The sequence below is a fragment of the Pseudoxanthomonas spadix BD-a59 genome, assembly GCF_000233915.3.
Taxonomy (GTDB): Bacteria; Pseudomonadota; Gammaproteobacteria; order Xanthomonadales; family Xanthomonadaceae; genus Pseudoxanthomonas_A; species Pseudoxanthomonas_A spadix.
The window spans coordinates 2,777,358-2,793,836 of the sequence record NC_016147.2 but is presented as its reverse complement, the minus strand read 5'-3'; the positions used below and the strand labels follow the sequence as shown (position 1 = coordinate 2,793,836).

Sequence of the window (16,479 nt, the reverse complement as noted above, 5' to 3'; positions counted from 1 at the left end):
CGCGGGAGCGCAAAAAAACAGCTGCTTCAAGCGGGGTGCTTTCGTCTGCGGCTCGACGGCCCGCTACTGCGCGCGTGGGGTGCCGATGGCCTGCATGTCGGTGCTGTTCAGGCGGGCATTGGCATCGGCGCTGAGCAGGGCGTTGACGTCGCGCAGGTCGGCTGCGTCCAGGGTGCCGGCGGCGGCTTCCAGCAGCAGGCGGTTCTGCAGGAAGTTGTACTTGGCCAGCGAGTACTGCTGCTGGGCCGAGACCAGGTTGTTCTGGTTGGTCAGCACGTCCAGGACGGTGCGGGTCCCCACTTCCAGGCCAACCTGCGAGGCGTCGTAGGCGCTGCGGGCCGAGATCAGGGCGGAGCGGCGAGCCTCGATCTCGCTGATGCCCGCTTCCAGCACCTGGTAGGCGTTGCGGGTGTTGCGTACCACCGCGCGGCGCTGCTGCTCGTAGGCATCCTGGGCCGAATCGCGCTGGGCGATGGCCTGGCGCACCTGCGACTGGACCGCGCCGCCGGAGAAGATCGGCACGTTCAGCGACAGGCTCACCGCGCGCGAGTCATATTCGCCGCGGCGGTTGGTGCCGTCCAGACTGGTGTCGGTGTCGCCGCCCCAGCTGGCGCTGCGACCGTAGCTGCCGTTGAGGCTCAGGGTCGGCAGGTGACCGGCGCGGGCGCCGGCGACGCCGGCTTCGGCCGACTGGACCTGCAGCTGCAGGGACTTCAGCGATGGGTTCTGGGCGACGGCGGTATCGACCCAGCCGTCGGCGCCGTATTCGGACGGCAGCTGTGGCTTGAAGTCGTCCGGCAGGCCGCGCAGGTTGGCAACCGGCTGGCCGGTGATCTCGGCCAGCGCTTCGTAGGCGTCCTTGAGCGCGTTGCGCTGGGTGATGACCGTGGCGCGCGCGCTGTCGTAGGAGGCGCGGGCTTCGTGCACGTCGGTGATCGGGGCCAGGCCCACGTCCAGACGCTTTTGCGCGTAATCGAATTGCTTCTGGAAGGCCGCTTCGGCCGCTTCGGCCGAGGCCAGCGTTTCGATCGCGATCAGCACGTTGAAGTAGGCCGCCGAGGTGCGGGTGATCAGCGAGTCATTGGCCGATTCCAGATCGAAATCCGCCGACTGGCTCAGCGCGCGCTGGGCGCGGACGGTGGCGTAGGAGCCGAAGTTCACCAGGGTCTGGCTGACGCCGACGCTGTAGTCGCGCGAACGCGGGCTGTCGATCCAGTCGCCGCCATCGGTGACCTTGGCGCTGGAGCGCCCCAGCGAGGCGGTCCCGCTGACCTGCGGCAGCAGGGTGGCACGGGCCTGGACCACACCTTCCTTCTGCGCCAGCCGGCCGGCCTCTGCCTGGGCCAGGGTCGGGTCGCCGTTGCGGGCCATTTCGTAGGTCTGCATCAGGTCGGCCGCCGAGGCGGTCGATGGCAGCGCCAACGCGATTGCGAGAACGAGGGGAAGACGGATCATCTAGGGGCTTTCCTTGAAGGGTTACAATGCTTAAAAAACGAATTTCGCGACCGGTTCGGCGCCGACCAGATAGGCCAGGTCGGTTTCGAACAGCGACTGGAAGTGCGGGCCGGACGCCTGGTTGTGCACCAGCATCGCTTCCATCACCGGCGAGCGGCCGCACACCACGAACAGGCGCCCGCCCGGGCGCAGCCACTGCAGGAAGCCGGGCGGCAGGCTGTCGACCGCGCCGGTGACGCAGACCACGTCGAACTGGCGCTGCGCCGTCCAGGTCATCGCATCGGCGGTCTCGATCCGCACGTTGCTGCCCAGGCCGGTGCTGTCCAGGTTGGCGCGCGCCTGCGCAGCCAGCTCCGGGTACAGCTCCAGGCTGACCACCTCGCGGCCCATCTCGGCCAGGCAGGCGGTCAGGAAGCCGCTGCCGGTGCCGATTTCCAGCACGTCCTCGCCTGGCTGCACTTCCAGCGCCTGCAGGGCGCGGCCTTCGACCACCGGCTTCATCATGTGCTGACCATGGCCCAGCGGCAGCTCCAGGTCGGCATAGGCCAGCGCGCGGTAGGCGGCAGGCACGAACGCCTCGCGCGGCAGGGTCGCCAGGGTTTCCAGGACACGGTTGTCCAGCACGTCCCACGGGCGGATCTGCTGTTCGACCATGTTCTCGCGGGCTTGGGCGTAATCAATCGTCATGGGTGTGCTTCGAAGGGGGGTGTTGGGAGCGCAGCGCCGGGCATTCTAGCCATGCCAGGCGGGTCGGGCATGGGCAGGATGGTGCCGCACCGCGCGACGGGCGCAGTGCCGGAAGTCATCGGACCGCAGGCCATGGCCAGGCCGAGGTTCAGGCACGCGGTCATGTCAGCGCGGGGCATAGGCGCGCAGGAACATCTCGACGGTGGCATCCAGGTGGGCGGCCACTTCGTCGGCATCGGGCTGGTCGCAGACCCCGCACATCATCCGGCTGTACAGCTCGCCCTTGAGCAGGGTGAAGAACTGCTTGGCCGCGCAGTCGAGGTCGTCGATCTCCAGGTGCCCTTCATCCACGGCCGTGCGCAGGAACGCGACAAAACTGTCGTGGGTGCGCTTGGGGCCGGCTTCCCAGAAGATCCGGCGCAGGCTCTGGTCGGCCTGGCCCGGGGTCACCATGATCCGGTGGGTGCGGATGGCCTCATCGCTGACGATCAGGTCAAAAAAGCCTTCGGCGATGTGGCGCAGCTGGCCGCGCAGGGTGCCATCGGCCTGCACCTTGAAGAATTCGTCCGGCAGCATGTCCTCGCACAGGATGCGCACCGACTCGGAAAACAGCGATTCCTTGTCGCCGAAATGGCTGTAGACGGTCAGCTTGGACACGCCGGCCTCGGCGGCGATGCGGTCCATGCTGACCCCGGCAAAGCCTTCGCGGGCGAACAGGGCCTTGGCTGCCTGCAGGATGGCGGCGCGCTTGGCCAGATCCTTGGGACGGCCGGGGCCGGACGGCGCACGGGCGGTGCGGTCCGGATCGGCGGTCCTGGAATCGGGGGCGTGCTCAGCCATGGGTCAATACTAGACTAGGCGGTTCGATATTTACAGCCTCACGCCCCCGGCTGGCGCGCCCGTCATCGCCCTGTCAGCTTGTCCCCCAGGCGCCGGCGGCCTGGCCGCCGGCGGCCGGGTCAATCGCGCAGCTCGGCCACGAAGCAGGAAGTCTCCAGCTGTTCCAGCACGACCTCCACGGCCTGCGCGGTGGACAGGGCCTTGCCTGTGCCGGCCAGGTCGGCGGTGAAGGCGTGGGCATCCAGCGCGGCATCGACGGCGCGCTCGATGCACTGGGCCTCCGCTTCCAGCCCCAGCGAATGACGCAGCAGCATCGCCGCCGACAGGAGGGTGGCGTAGGGGTTGGCAATGCCCTTGCCGGCGATGTCCGGGGCCGAACCATGGATCGGCTCGTAGATGCCCATCCGCAGTTTCCTGCTGCTGTCCGTGGCGCGGCTTGCGTCGCTTGAAGAGACCCCGGCCCGGCCATCCATGGCCGGGCGCCCGGCGGCACGCGCACCGTCGATAGGACGGTGCGCAAGCGTGCCATCGGGCCCCAGCGAGGCCGACGGCAGCAGGCCCAGCGAGCCGGCCAGCATCGAGGCCTCGTCGGTGAGGATGTCGCCGAACATGTTTTCGGTCACGATCACGTCGTACTCGCGCGGCTTGGCCAGCAGGTGCATGGCCATCGAGTCGACCAGCTGGTGTTCCAGTTCGACCTCGGCAAATTCCTCGCGGCCGATGCGCGTGGCCACCTCGCGCCACAGGCGCGAGGTTTCCAGCACGTTGGCCTTGTCCACCGAAGTGAGCTTGCCGCGGCGGGCCCTGGCCAGGGCGAAGGCGCTGCGCAGCACGCGCTCGATCTCGGCCACCGAGTAGCTGCACAGGTCGCTGGCCGCCTCGGCGGTGCGGGTCTTTTCGCCGAAGTAGATGCCGCCGGTGAGCTCGCGCACCACCATGATGTCCACCCCGGTCAGCAGGTGCGGCTTGATCGGCGAGGCATCCAGCGCGGCGGCGTGCGGACGCACCGGGCGCAGGTTGGCGAACAGCCCCAGCGCCTTGCGGATCGCCAGCAGGCCCTGCTCGGGCCGCACCCTGGCGCCTGGATCGGACCACTTGGGCCCGCCGACCGCGCCCAGCAGCACCGCGTCGGCCTGCTGACAGGCGGCGGTGGTGGACTCGGGCAGCGGCACGCCATGGCGATCAATGGCGATGCCGCCGATGTCGTGCTCGGTAAAGGTGAAGCTGTGGCCGTAGCGGCTGGCCACGGCCTTGAGGACGGTGACCGCGGCGGCGGCCACTTCCGGGCCGATGCCGTCACCGGGCAGGACGACGATGTCAGCGTGCATGGGTTGCCTCGTAGCGTGCGATGTCGGGGGCGCGGGCCAGCAGGTAGCCGAGCTGGTCGACGCCTTCCAGCAGGCAGGTCTGCGAAAACCCGTCCAGCGGGAAGGTGTAGATGCGGCCATCGGGCGTGCGCAGCTCGCGTGCGGCCACGTCGATGGTCAGTTCATCGTCCGGTCGCTGCATCAGTGTCTGCACGTCGGCCTCGTCCAGGACCACTGGCAGCAGGCCGTTCTTGAGGCTGTTGCCGCGGAAGATGTCGGCGATCTCGCTGGAGACCACCGCCTTCAGGCCCAGGTCGGTCAGCGCCCAGGGCGCGTGTTCGCGCGAGGAACCGCAGCCGAAATTGCGCCCGGCCAGCAGGATCTGGCGGCCGGCGTTTTCCGGCCGGTTGAAGGCAAATTCCGGGTTCGGCACGCCCTCGGAGATCCAGCGCCAGTCGTTGAACGCAAACCGGCCCAGGCCGGCGCGCTCGGTGGTGGACAGAAAGCGCGCGGGGATGATCTGGTCGGTATCGATGTTGGTCGAGCGCAGGACCACCGACCGCGAGCTGATCTGAACGGTCCGGGCCTGGATGGCCGGGTTCTGCGACAGGGATGGCGACAGGGTGGTCATCACGCCGCCTCCTCGCCGTCGTCCAGCGCGAACTCGGCCGGGACGTCGGTGACTTCCGCAGTGGGCAGCGCCTGGGGCGCGCACTCGGCGCGCGGACGCAGCGGGGTGTCGCGGATGCTGCGGGCCAGGGCGCTGGCCACGGTGGCGGTGAAGGCCATGCTGGCGGCCTGGCTGGTTTCGGGGCTGGGCATCAGGCCACTTCCTTCTGCGGGGTTGCTGCAAAGAATTCACGGACATCGGCCACCCGGCCCTGGACCGCCGACCACGCCGCGCTCAGCGGCGAGGCCAGCACGGTGCGCGAGCCCGGGCCCTGGCGGCCTTCGAAATTGCGGTTGGAGGTGGACACGGCCAGCTCGCCCGGCGCGACCAGATCGCCGTTCATGGCGATGCACATCGAGCAGCCCGGCTCGCGCCACTGCGCACCGGCGGCGCGCACGATGGCATCGATGCCCTCGGCCTCGGCCTGGCGCTTGACGATTTCCGACCCTGGCACCACCAGCATGCGCACGCCGTCGGCGACCTTGCGTCCGGCCAGCACGCGCGCGACATCGCGCATGTCGCGCAGGCGGCCGTTGGTGCAGGAGCCGACAAAGACCACATCGACCCTGGCGCCGGCCACGGGGTGGCCTGCATCGAAGCCCATGTAGGCCAGGCCCTTGCGCGCGGCGGCATCGTGGGCGGCCGGGATCGGCGCGTCGATCGCGATCGCCGTGCCCGGATGGGTGCCCCAGGTCAGGGTCGGGCGGATGTCGCTGGCATCGATCGCCACCTGCGCATCGAAGTGCGCGCCGTCATCGCTGCGCAGGGTCTTCCAGCAGGCGACCGCGGCATCGAAGTCGGCGCCCTTGGGCCCGCGCGGGGTGGCCGCCATGTAGTCGAAGGTCACCTGGTCCGGGGCCACCATGCCGGCGCGCGCGCCGGCTTCAATGGACATGTTGCACAGGGTCATGCGCTGCTCCATGTCCATCGCCTCGATGGTGGAGCCGCGGAATTCCAGCACGTGGCCGGTGCCGCCGTTGACCCCGATCGTGCCGATGATGTGCAGCGCCACGTCCTTGGCGCCCACGCCGGGGGCCAGCGGCCCCTCGACGGTGATCGACATGGTCCTGGGCTTGCGCTGCAGCAGGCACTGGGTGGCCAGTACATGGCCGACTTCGCTGGTGCCGATGCCGAAGGCCAGCGCGCCGAACGCGCCATGGGTGGAGGTGTGGCTGTCGCCGCAGACGATGGTCATGCCCGGCTGGGTGAAGCCCTGTTCCGGCGCGATCACGTGGACGATGCCACGGTTGTCCGAGCCCATGTCGAACAGCTCGATGCCGTACTGGGCGCAGTTGGCTTCCAGTGTCTGGACCTGCTTCTCGGCGGCGGCGCTGGAGTAGGGCAGGCGGCCATCGGCGTCGCGCGGCAGGGTCGGTGTGGAATGGTCCATCGTCGCCTTGGTCCGGTCCGGACGGCGCGGCGCGATGCCGCGCGCGCGCAGTTCGGTGAAGGCCTGCGGCGAGGTGACTTCGTGGATCAGGTGCAGGTCGATGTACAGCACCGCAGGTGCGCTGTCGCTTTCGGGCACGACGACGTGCGCGTCCCACAGTTTGTCAAAAAGTGTACGGGGAGCTGGGGCTGGGCTCATTGCGGATGGCCTTGCTTGGAATCGGAAATGGCCGGGCGCGCGACCAGGCGCACGCTCGGGGACTGGCTGGCACTGAACGTGGTCGATCCGGCGCGGGCGGTCATGCGCGTGGCGGGCTCAGGCGGCGGCGGTTTCGGACCGCGCGGGGCTGGCCTGGCGCTGGCGCAGCAGGCGGTTGGCCACGTCCAGCCAGGCCAGCGCGCTGGCTTCGATGATGTCCGCCGCGGTGCCGGTGCCCTCGTACTCCACGCCTTCGGCGCGCACCGACAGGCTGGCTTCGCCGCGCGCATCGGTGCCGATGCCCACGCTGTGCACCTGGTAGCTGTCCAGGGTCATCTGCACGCCGGTGGCCGAGGACAGCGCGCCGAACAGGGCGTCGACCGGGCCGTTGCCCTGCGCGGTTTCTGACACGCGCTTGCCTTCCGGATCGGACAGCTCCACCAGGGCGTTGGCGCGGCCGCCGACATCGGAAATGGTCATCGACGCCAGCCGATAGCCCTGGCTCACGCTGGCATCCTGCATCAGGGTCTGCAGGTCCGAATCGTTGACCACCCGCTGCTTTTCGCACAGTGCCTTGAACTGCTCGAACACCAGCTTCAGCTCGTCTTCCTCCAGCAGGTAGCCCAGCGCGCGCAGGCGTGCCTCGACCGCGGCACGGCCGCTGTGACGGCCCAGCACCATCTGCGTGTCCGGCCAGCCCACGTCCTGCGGACGCATGATCTCGTAGGTACCGCTGTGGCGCAGCATGCCGTGCTGGTGGATGCCGGACTCGTGCGCGAACGCGTTGGCGCCGACGATCGCCTTGTTGCGCTGGACCGGCATGCCGACCAGGCGCTGCAGCAGCTGCGAGGTGGGCACGATGCGGCGCGTATCCACGCGCGTGTCCAGCCGGTAGAAAGCGTTGCGTACCTTCAGCGCCATCACCAGTTCCTCGATGGCGCAGTTGCCGGCGCGCTCGCCGATGCCGTTGATCGAGCCTTCCACCTGGCGCGCGCCGCCCTCGATGGCGGCCAGCGAGTTGGCCACGGCCAGCCCCAGGTCGTTGTGGCAGTGGGTGCTGAAGACCACGTCCCTGGCGCCCGGGACGGTGGCGATCAGGCGCGAGAACATGCCGCGGATCTCCTCCGGCGTGGTGAAGCCCACCGTGTCGGGCAGGTTGATCGTGGTGGCGCCGGCGGCGATGGCGATCTTGACCACTTCGGCCAGGAAGTCCTCCTCGGTGCGGGTGGCGTCCTCGGGCGAGAACTCGACATCGTCAACGCTGGCCCGGCCCAGGCGCACGTGCCGGTCCACCGATTCCAGCACCTGCTCGCGGGTCATGCGCAGCTTGTGGTCGCGATGCAGCGGGCTGGTGGACAGGAACAGGTGCAGGCGCGGCCGGGCGGCGGCCTCCAGTGTGCGCAGCGAGGCCTCGATGTCGCCAGGCAGGCAGCGCGAGAGCACCGCCAGGGTCGGGCTGCGGATTTCGCGCGCGATCAGGGCCATGGCTTCGCGGTCGGACTGCGAGCTGGCCGGGAAGCCGGTCTCGATGATGTCCACACCCAGCTCGGCCAGGGCGCGGGCCATGACCAGCTTCTGCTGCGGCGACATGCTGCAACCGGGGGACTGCTCGCCGTCGCGCAGGGTGGTGTCGAAAATGCGTACGTTGTCTGTGTTGGTGGTCATGCGATGGATTCCTCTACGGCTTCGGCCGTCCTGACGGCGGCGGGGCGGCGTGGTGTCTGGTGCGGGGCGGTGATGTCGGGAGGACGCCGGGTGCATGCCTGGCGGGGGCCGTGGCGGGCGATGATGCCGCATCGCGACCGATGTGTCGGCGCTGGCCACGGCATGGCGGGCCGCGGCGCGGTCACGGCCGCATCGGTGCGATCTCGGTGCAACCGGGTGTCGGCGGCGCGGCGCGCGCATGCCGGTGCGGCCGGCATGGCGGCCACGGCCACCGGGAGGGCACCGGCTACGTCCGGTTCCTGCGCGGGGCGCGGCGCGTCAGACACGACGGCCGGACCGGCGAGCGGGAACGGGAGCGCCACGGCAGAGGCGGACGAGCACCCTGCGCGCGTTGCGGGACCGGCTGCGCCGGGATGGCGCCGCTGTGGGTCGAAGAAGACGCCTCCGACGCGACGTGAGCGCTTTTACGGGTCCCGGGTCCCGAGTCCCCGGTCCCGGCTTGACCGCGTTCATGCCGCCGCCCCGGTGACCGCCTGCTCCGGCGCATCCACGCCGACGCTGACCGATTCGCAGTCGTAGACCTTTTCCAGCTGGTGGCGCAGGGTTTCGATCGAGCGCGGGCTTTCCACCAGCAGCTGCAGGCGCCAGCGTCCATCGGCGTGCGGCACGGCCTGCACGCCGCGCGGGACGAAGCCGCGACGCTCGACCATGCCGATCACGCGCACCAGGGCGCCTTCGGCCGGTTTCACGATCAGGTCAAGCCGGTATTGCATGGGACGTGGGCTCCGTGACGGCCTTGGCCGGATTGGCTTCCAGCATCGCGCTGTTGGCGTGGTTGGGCGGGACCAGCGGCCAGACGTTGGCCTTGATGTCGATGGCCACGTGCAGCAGCGCCGGGCCGGGCGTGGCCAGCAGTTCGGCCAGGGCGTCATCGACCTGGTCGCGCAGCTCGATGCGGCGTGCGGGAATGCCGAACACCTTGGCCAGCGCGGCAAAGTCCGGGTTGTCGGACAGGTCGATCTCGCTGTAGCGCTCGGCGAAGAACAGCTCCTGCCACTGACGGACCATGCCCAGCGCCGAGTTGTCCAGCAGCACGATCTTCACCGGCATGCGGGTGCGGGCGATGGTCGTCAGCTCCTGCACATTCATCATGAAACTGCCGTCGCCGGAGACCAGCACCACGGTGCGGTCCGGGCAGGCGAACTGCGCGCCCATCGCCGCCGGCAGGCCGAAGCCCATCGTGCCCAGCGCGCCGCTGGTCAGGTGGTTGCGCGGATGGTTGAACTTGCAGTGCTGGGCCACCCACATCTGATGCTGGCCGACATCGCAGGCGATGATGGTGTCGGCCGGCGCCACCTCGCTCAGGCGCTTGAGCAGGGCCGGGGCGTAGATGTCGGTGCCCGGGGCGTCGTAGCGAAAGCCGAACCGCTCGCGGTTGCTGGCGCAGCGCGCCTTCCACGCATAGCAGGTGCTGCGCGCGCCGGTCAGGGCCTGCAGGCCGGTGGCCACATCGCCGGGGATGGCGATGTCGGCCGTGCGCAGCTTGGAGATCTCGTAGGCGTCGGCATCCAGGTGGATGACCCGGGCGAACGGGGCGAATTCGGCCAGCTTGCCGGTGGCGCGGTCGTCGAAACGCGCGCCGACCACGATCAGCAGGTCGCTGTCCTGCACCGCCATGTTGGCCGCGCGGGTGCCGTGCATGCCCAGCATGCCCAGGTAGTTGCCGTGGTTGGCAGGCAGCGCGCCCAGCCCGCGCAGGGTCAGCACGGTCGGGATGCCGCTGGCCTCCACGAACTGGCGGAACGCGTCCACCGCGCCGGCCAGGGCGATGCCGCCGCCGCCGTAGACCACCGGCTTCTCGGCGCCGGCGATGGCGGCCAGGGCCTCGGCGATGGCCGCCGCGGACGGGGCCGGTGGCGGCTGCACCGCGGCCGGCACGTGATCGGGCAGGTGCGAGGCATCGTTGACCTGCACGTCCTTGGGCAGGTCGATCAGGACCGGGCCGGGACGGCCTTCGCGGGCAATGCGGAAGGCCTCGGACAGCACGTGCGGCAGGTCTTCGACCCTGCGCACCAGGAAGCTGTGCTTGACGATCGGCATGGTCATGCCGAACACGTCCAGCTCCTGGAAGGCATCGGTGCCGATCAGGGACGTGGCGACCTGGCCGGTCAGGCACACCATCGGCACCGAATCGAGCATCGCATCGGCGATGCCGGTGACCAGGTTCGACGCGCCCGGGCCGGAGGTGGCCACGCACACCCCGACCTTGCCCGATGCGCGCGCGTAGCCGTTGGCGGCCAGCGCGGCGCCCTGTTCGTGGCGCACCAGGATGTGTTTGAGTTTTGAATCCACCAGCGCGTCATAGAACGGCATGATGGTGCCGCCCGGGTAGCCGAAGATCGTCTGGACCCCTTCGGCTTCCAGGGCGTGGGCGATCCAGCGGGCGCCATTGCGTGGGGCAGTGGCGGTGGTGGCGTTCATGCGGCGGCGGCCTGTTGGGAGGTGGGCTTGGGTGCGTTTTCGGCCAGCCACACCATCTTGGATCGCAGCTGCTTGCCGACCACTTCGATCGGGTGCTCCATGTCGGCCTGCTTGAACTTCTTGTAGTTCGGCAGGCCCGCTTCGTATTCGGCGACCCAGTTCTTGGTGAAGGTGCCGTCCTGGATGTCGGTCAGGATGTCCTTCATGCGTGCCTTGGTGGCCGCGTCGATCACGCGCGGGCCGCTGACGTAGTCGCCGTACTGGGCGGTCTCGGAGATGAATTCCAGCATCCGGGTGATGCCGCCTTCGTAGAACAGGTCCACGATCAGCTTCAGCTCGTGCAGCACTTCGTAATAGGCGATTTCCGGCTGATAACCGGCTTCGACCAGGGTTTCGAAGCCGGCCTGGACCAGCGAGGAGGCGCCGCCGCACAGCACCGCCTGCTCGCCGAACAGGTCGGTCTCGGTTTCTTCCTTGAAAGTGGTCTTGATGAGGTTGGCGCGGGCCCCGCCCAGGCCGGCGGCGTAGCTCAGCGCAAACTGCTCGGCCTTGCCGCTGCGGTCCTGATGGACCGCATAGATGCACGGCACGCCGCGGCCGATCTCGTATTCGCGACGCACCAGCGCGCCAGGACCCTTGGGTGCGACCAGGACCACGTCCAGGTCTTCGCGCGGCTCGATCAGGCCGAAATGCACGTTCAGGCCGTGGGCGAACAGCAACACCGCGCCCTGTTTCATGTTCGGCGCCAGCACGTCGTAGTACAGGGTCTTCTGGACCATGTCCGGGGTCAGCACCGCGACCAGGTCGGCGTCCTTGACCGCCTCGGCCGGCGACTTGACCAGGAAGCCATCGGCCTTGGCCTTGGCTTCGGTCGGGCCGCCCGGACGCAGGCCGACCGTCACATCAAAGCCCGACTCGCGCAGGTTCAGCGCGTGCGCGCGACCCTGGCTGCCGTAACCGACGATGGTGATGGTGGGCTGGGGGAGATTGGGGGTCGAAGCAGTCATCTGTGGCAGTCCTGTGGATTTGAAGGTTGGGGGTGAAACTTTTCGCAGGGGCTGAAAGCACGAAACCCCGCACTTCGCAGTGCGGGGTTTCGTAGGATTCTCGTGTGGTTGCTGCTTACACGGCCGTACGTCCCGCACCTGCTGGCGAGGTGATAAGTACGAGCACAAGCGCGGCGGCCGCGTGCGGCGCGGTCTGCAGTCGGGTGGTCGAGGGACGGGAGGTATCCATGAGGCCGGCAGGAAAACACGCCCGCGCACGCCGTGTCAAGCACGGATTTTGTTTCTTTGGCAAGCATCGTCCTGTGCCGGCGCAGCGTTGCCATCGGGCCGTTCCCGATGCTGGATCGCGGGCGTGCCGGTGCCGGCGATCCTGAAGCCGTGCCGCGCACGTGAGCGGCGAGCCCTGCTGCAGCAATGAGCAGGCGCAAAAAAGGCGCCGCAATGGGCGCCTGTTCTTCCACGTCCTGCGCAAACCTACTGCTGACTCTGCTGCGCGTCGCGCTCGATGGCTTCCAGCAGGAGCTTCTTGGCCTCCTCGGCGCCGCCCCAGCCATCGAGCTTGACCCACTTTCCCTTCTCCAGGTCCTTGTAGTGCTCGAAGAAATGGCCGATGCGCTCCAGCCAGTGGCCGCTGACCTGGGCGATGTCATTGATGTGGGCGTAGCCGCTGAAGACCTTGTCCACCGGCACGGCCAGCAGCTTCTCGTCGCTGCCGGCTTCGTCGCTCATGCGCAGCACCCCGACCGGGCGGCAGCGGATGACCGAACCGGGCACCAGCGGCAGCGGCAGTACCACCAGCACGTCGGCCGGGTCGCCATCGCCGCACAGGGTGTGCGGCACGTAGCCGTAATTGCAGGGATAGCGCATGGGCGTGGACAGGATGCGGTCGACGAAGATCGCGCCGGACTGCTTGTCCACTTCGTACTTCACCGGCTCGGAATCCTTCGGGATTTCGATGACCACGTTGATTTCTTCCGGCGGATTCTTGCCGGTGGGGACGCTGCCAAGGCCCATGTACTGCTCCAGTGTCGATGCGTGAAAGTGGCCGGCATTCTAGCCCAGGGCTGTTGCGGGGCAGCAGTGGAGGCCGCCGGGAACCGGTCAGGAAACCGGTTCCCGCGCGGTCCTGCGCGCACCCGGCCGCCGGCAGCACCAGCGGCAGGGCGATCAATGCTCATGATCTTGATCATCTCCCGGGCTGGCGGTGTCATCGCGAATCGGGAATGGAGCATGACAGCTTGCGCTCAGCCGGCGCCGGCCGCCGGCAGCAGCGGCACCAGCAGCAGGGCCACGATGTTGATGATCTTGATCAGCGGGTTGATCGCAGGCCCGGCCGTGTCCTTGTACGGGTCGCCGACCGTATCGCCGGTGACCGCGGCCTTGTGCGCCTCGCTGCCCTTGCCGCCGAAATGCCCGTCCTCGATGTACTTCTTGGCGTTGTCCCAGGCGCCGCCGCCGGTGGTCATCGAGATGGCCACGAACAACCCGGTGACGATCGTGCCGATCAACAGCCCGCCCAGCGCCTGCGCGCCCAGCACCAGGCCAACCACCACCGGCACCACCACCGGCAGCAGCGAGGGCACGACCATTTCGCGGATCGCCGCGCGGGTCAGCAGGTCCACCGCGGTGTGGTACTGCGGCTTGCCGCTGCCGTCCATGATCCCGGGGATCTCGCGGAACTGGCGGCGCACTTCCTCCACCACGCTGCCGGCCGCGCGCCCGACCGCTTCCATGGCCATCGCCCCGAACAGGTACGGGATCAGGCCGCCGATCAGCAGGCCGATGATCACCCGGTGGTCGGACAGGTCGAAGGTGTAGACCGAACCCGGATGGGCGGCGGCCAGGTTGTGGGTGTAGTCGGCAAACAGTACCAGCGCGGCCAGCGCGGCCGAGCCGATCGCATAGCCCTTGGTCACCGCCTTGGTGGTGTTGCCGACCGCGTCCAGCGGATCGGTGACCGCGCGCACTTCCGGCGGCAGTTCGGCCATCTCGGCAATGCCACCGGCGTTGTCGGTGATCGGCCCATAGGCGTCCAGGGCGACGATCATGCCGGCCATCGACAGCATCGCCGTGGCGGCGATGGCGATGCCGTACAGCCCGCCCAGCGCATGCGCGCCCCAGATCGCGGCGCAGACCGCGATCACCGGCATGGCGGTGGATTTCATCGAGACCCCCAGGCCGGCGATGATGTTGGTGCCGTGGCCGGTGGTCGAGGCCGAGGCCACGTGCTGCACCGGCTTGTACTGGGTGCCGGTGTAGTACTCGGTGATCCACACGATCGCGCCGGTGAGCAGCAGCCCGATCAGCGCGCAGCCATAGAGCCGGAGCGCGCCGATGGCCGAGTCGCCCATCAGCGCGGTGGTGACCGGATAGAAGGCGATGGCCGCCAGCACCGCCGAGACGATCACGCCCTTGTACAGCGCGCCCATGATCGAGCCGCCCGGCTTCACCTTGACGAACAGTGCGCCGATGATCGAGGCGATGATCGACACCCCGCCCAGCACCAGCGGATAGAGGATCGCGTTCGGGCCGGCCTGGCTGGCCATCAGTGCGCCCAGCAGCATCGTGGCGATCACGGTGACCGCGTAGGTCTCGAACAGGTCGGCGGCCATGCCGGCGCAGTCGCCCACGTTGTCACCGACGTTGTCGGCGATCACCGCCGGATTGCGCGGGTCGTCCTCGGGAATGCCGGCCTCGACCTTGCCGACCAGGTCGGCGCCGACATCGGCGCCCTTGGTGAAGATGCCGCCGCCCAGGCGGGCGAAGATCGAGATCAGCGAGGCGCCGAACGCCAGCCCGACCAGCGCGTGCAGCGCCGATTCGCGGGCCACGCCCAGGTGGTAGGTCAGCACCGCCCAGTACCCGGCCACGCCGAACAGTCCCAGCCCGACCACCAGCATCCCGGTGATCGCCCCGCCACGGAAGGCCACGTCCATCGCCGCGCTGATGCCGTGGCGCGCGGCCTCGGCGGTGCGCACGTTGGCGCGTACCGAGACATTCATGCCGATGTAGCCGGCCGCGCCGGACAGCACCGCGCCCAGCGCGAAGCCGATCGCCGTCAGCCAGCTCAGGAACACCCCGACCAGCACGAACAGCACCGCGCCGACGATGGCGATGGTCAGGTATTGCCGGTTGAGGTAGGCGCGCGCGCCTTCCTGCACTGCGGCGGCGATTTCCTGCATGCGTGCATTGCCCGCCGGGCGCGAGAGCACCCAGCGCGCCGACACGATCCCGTACACGATGGCAATGGCCGCGCACGCCAGTGCCAGCGCAAGTCCGTAATGTTGCAGCATGACCCCTCCCAAGGCTGATGAATGTGGCCGGTGCGGATGAAGATCCGCACCGCGCGATCGGCATCCATCGCCAGGCCCGCGGGACGTCTGCCGGCCCTGAGTGTAGGCCGATGCCGGCCAGGTGCATGACGCAGTGCCGCGCGCGGCCACGCCCCGGGGCGGGGGAGCAGGCAAACGCAGATGGACCGGCATCAGGGGGCCGGTCCATCTGCCACTGCCTTCGACGTTGCCCGGATCAGGCGCCGGCGGTCATGCCCAGTTCCGGCGCAAGCGACGGCGTCGATAGCGCAGGTGCGGGCAGCCCGACCCCGCTGGTCGCCGGCGACGCCATCGCAAGGGCCAGCATCTTCTGGGTCACGCCCTGCCAGCTGAGCACATCGCTGTTGTCGATGCTGGTGCGGTCGTACTGCAGTGCACGGTCCACGGCGGCCGCGATGGTGTGCGCCGCCCCGGGCGTGTAGACCGACACGTGATCGCCGTTGGCGGCGAATGCCGGCGCCACGATCGGCAGGCGGCTGTAGGTGTACTGCATCATCTTCATGCTCGACTGGCTGAGGTAATCGGCATTGGGCGCGGGGCGGTAGGGGGCCACGCCGGCGTCGGCGTGCTGGATGTACGGCACGATCGTCGCGAACGGCCGTTCGCCATGGGTTACCACGTTGGGCAGCGCCGTCTCCAGGCAGGCCTTGCGGCCGAACAGGTGGAAGGTCGCTGCAGGCGAGGACTGGGCCATGCAGGTGACGGCGTGGGCGTCGAACAGCATGTCGCCGACGCTGACCACGTTGCACGTGTTGGGCGGGTAGGGCGATACGCTGGCTTCATCGAACAGTGCCTTGTCCAGTCCGTGCGCGATGTACTGCACGTTGCGAGCGTCGGGATAGTCGGCCACCATCACCTCGGCCGGGACGCGGACCAGGTCGAAGAACGGCATCGCCGCCCGTTCGGCCTCCAGGATGATCGGGTGATAGTGGAGCGTGGCGATGCGGTCGCACACGCTGTAGATGAAACGCGCCCTGGGAAACTTGCGCGCCAGGGTCGGCACCAGGCACAGGCCGGCGCCGTTCTCGACGATGAACATGTCCACGTCCGATATTCCGTCGAGCAGGTTGTGCGACAGCAGCGACGGATACAGCGCGAACAACGGCTTGGTCAGTGCATCGATCGCGGCCTTGCCCAGCGAAAGCGGGTGGAACAGCGGCCGCCACAGGTACTTGCGCACCCGCGGCGCGACTTCGGTCCAGGTATTGAACGGCCCCTGGAACTGGCGGGCCTGGGGCTTGAGCCGGGTCAGCGGGCTCATGCCGATGGTGACGAAGTCGACCTGGTTCCCCGCTTGGGCCAGCACCTCGGCCCAGAAATGGAAGTCCACCTTGCGGGCCGATGTGGCCTCGTGCACCGTCAACATTACGATCTTCACTGCGCACCGCCTGCCTGGAGTCTTGAGGGATTCAACCGGGCTCGGCTCCGGCAGCGTTTGCGCGCCGGG

14 protein-coding genes are annotated in these 16,479 nt (G+C 68.8%); all 14 read right to left on the bottom strand.

Annotated features, from left to right (window positions below):
* Window positions 1-63: 63 nt before the first annotated feature.
* Window positions 64-1,455 (bottom strand): TolC family outer membrane protein, encoded by a 1,392-nt coding sequence (locus tag DSC_RS12645; protein WP_014161566.1) that lies wholly within the window; start codon window positions 1,453-1,455, stop codon window positions 64-66.
* A gap of 30 nt (window positions 1,456-1,485) precedes the next feature.
* Window positions 1,486-2,142: a protein-L-isoaspartate O-methyltransferase family protein gene (locus DSC_RS12640; RefSeq protein ID WP_014161565.1), complete on the bottom strand. Its 657-nt coding sequence runs from the start codon at window positions 2,140-2,142 to the stop codon at window positions 1,486-1,488.
* Between the two features lie 165 nt (window positions 2,143-2,307).
* The gene (locus DSC_RS12635) at window positions 2,308-2,982 is read right to left on the bottom strand and encodes a TetR/AcrR family transcriptional regulator (RefSeq protein WP_014161564.1); all 675 of its coding nucleotides are present in this window, start codon (window positions 2,980-2,982) and stop codon (window positions 2,308-2,310) included.
* Between the two features lie 119 nt (window positions 2,983-3,101).
* Window positions 3,102-4,310: a 3-isopropylmalate dehydrogenase gene (gene leuB / locus DSC_RS12630; RefSeq protein ID WP_014161563.1), complete on the bottom strand. Its 1,209-nt coding sequence runs from the start codon at window positions 4,308-4,310 to the stop codon at window positions 3,102-3,104.
* Window positions 4,300-4,920 carry a 3-isopropylmalate dehydratase small subunit gene (leuD, locus tag DSC_RS12625; protein ID WP_014161562.1) on the bottom strand — a complete coding sequence of 207 codons (621 nt, stop codon included), beginning with the start codon at window positions 4,918-4,920 and terminating at the stop codon, window positions 4,300-4,302. Before leuD ends, leuB begins: the two co-directional genes overlap by 11 nt.
* Entirely contained in the window at window positions 4,920-5,111 is a 192-nt protein-coding gene (locus DSC_RS12620; RefSeq protein ID WP_014161561.1) for a hypothetical protein, read from the bottom strand. The genes leuD and DSC_RS12620 overlap by 1 nt, the downstream gene beginning before the upstream one ends.
* Window positions 5,111-6,547, bottom strand: a complete 1,437-nt coding sequence (gene leuC / locus DSC_RS12615; RefSeq protein ID WP_043290653.1) for a 3-isopropylmalate dehydratase large subunit — start codon at window positions 6,545-6,547, stop codon at window positions 5,111-5,113. Before leuC ends, DSC_RS12620 begins: the two co-directional genes overlap by 1 nt.
* Before the next feature lie 117 nt (window positions 6,548-6,664).
* Window positions 6,665-8,212 (bottom strand): 2-isopropylmalate synthase, encoded by a 1,548-nt coding sequence (locus DSC_RS12610; protein WP_014161558.1) that lies wholly within the window; start codon window positions 8,210-8,212, stop codon window positions 6,665-6,667.
* A 509-nt stretch (window positions 8,213-8,721) separates the two neighbouring features.
* A complete protein-coding gene (locus tag DSC_RS12605) occupies window positions 8,722-8,985 on the bottom strand; it encodes an ACT domain-containing protein (protein ID WP_014161557.1) in 264 nt (87 codons plus the stop codon).
* Entirely contained in the window at window positions 8,969-10,693 is a 1,725-nt protein-coding gene (gene ilvG / locus DSC_RS12600) for an acetolactate synthase 2 catalytic subunit (RefSeq protein WP_014161556.1), read from the bottom strand. Before ilvG ends, DSC_RS12605 begins: the two co-directional genes overlap by 17 nt.
* Window positions 10,690-11,700, bottom strand: a complete 1,011-nt coding sequence (gene ilvC, locus DSC_RS12595) for a ketol-acid reductoisomerase (RefSeq protein WP_014161555.1) — start codon at window positions 11,698-11,700, stop codon at window positions 10,690-10,692. The genes ilvG and ilvC overlap by 4 nt, the downstream gene beginning before the upstream one ends.
* Before the next feature lie 474 nt (window positions 11,701-12,174).
* The gene (gene ppa, locus DSC_RS12590) at window positions 12,175-12,714 is read right to left on the bottom strand and encodes an inorganic diphosphatase (protein ID WP_014161553.1); all 540 of its coding nucleotides are present in this window, start codon (window positions 12,712-12,714) and stop codon (window positions 12,175-12,177) included.
* A 230-nt stretch (window positions 12,715-12,944) separates the two neighbouring features.
* Window positions 12,945-14,993: a sodium-translocating pyrophosphatase gene (locus tag DSC_RS12585; RefSeq protein ID WP_014161552.1), complete on the bottom strand. Its 2,049-nt coding sequence runs from the start codon at window positions 14,991-14,993 to the stop codon at window positions 12,945-12,947.
* 235 nt (window positions 14,994-15,228) lie between these two features.
* On the bottom strand, window positions 15,229-16,410 hold the full coding sequence (locus DSC_RS12580; protein WP_043290651.1) for a GumK N-terminal domain-containing glycosyltransferase: 1,182 nt from the start codon (window positions 16,408-16,410) through the stop codon (window positions 15,229-15,231).
* Between the last annotated feature and the right edge of the window lie 69 nt (window positions 16,411-16,479).

Excerpts from the sequence above, each read along its gene's own strand:
- DSC_RS12645 (WP_014161566.1), bottom strand. The coding sequence starts at position 1,455 with ATGATCCGTCTTCCCCTCGTTCTCGCAATCGCGTTGGCGCTGCCATCG.
- DSC_RS12640 (WP_014161565.1), bottom strand. The coding sequence starts at position 2,142 with ATGACGATTGATTACGCCCAAGCCCGCGAGAACATGGTCGAACAGCAG.
- DSC_RS12635 (WP_014161564.1), bottom strand. The coding sequence starts at position 2,982 with ATGGCTGAGCACGCCCCCGATTCCAGGACCGCCGATCCGGACCGCACC.
- leuB (WP_014161563.1), bottom strand. The coding sequence starts at position 4,310 with ATGCACGCTGACATCGTCGTCCTGCCCGGTGACGGCATCGGCCCGGAA.
- leuD (WP_014161562.1), bottom strand. The coding sequence starts at position 4,920 with ATGACCACCCTGTCGCCATCCCTGTCGCAGAACCCGGCCATCCAGGCC.
- DSC_RS12620 (WP_014161561.1), bottom strand. The coding sequence starts at position 5,111 with ATGCCCAGCCCCGAAACCAGCCAGGCCGCCAGCATGGCCTTCACCGCC.
- leuC (WP_043290653.1), bottom strand. The coding sequence starts at position 6,547 with ATGAGCCCAGCCCCAGCTCCCCGTACACTTTTTGACAAACTGTGGGAC.
- DSC_RS12610 (WP_014161558.1), bottom strand. The coding sequence starts at position 8,212 with ATGACCACCAACACAGACAACGTACGCATTTTCGACACCACCCTGCGC.
- DSC_RS12605 (WP_014161557.1), bottom strand. The coding sequence starts at position 8,985 with ATGCAATACCGGCTTGACCTGATCGTGAAACCGGCCGAAGGCGCCCTG.
- ilvG (WP_014161556.1), bottom strand. The coding sequence starts at position 10,693 with ATGAACGCCACCACCGCCACTGCCCCACGCAATGGCGCCCGCTGGATC.
- ilvC (WP_014161555.1), bottom strand. The coding sequence starts at position 11,700 with ATGACTGCTTCGACCCCCAATCTCCCCCAGCCCACCATCACCATCGTC.
- ppa (WP_014161553.1), bottom strand. The coding sequence starts at position 12,714 with ATGGGCCTTGGCAGCGTCCCCACCGGCAAGAATCCGCCGGAAGAAATC.
- DSC_RS12585 (WP_014161552.1), bottom strand. The coding sequence starts at position 14,993 with ATGCTGCAACATTACGGACTTGCGCTGGCACTGGCGTGCGCGGCCATT.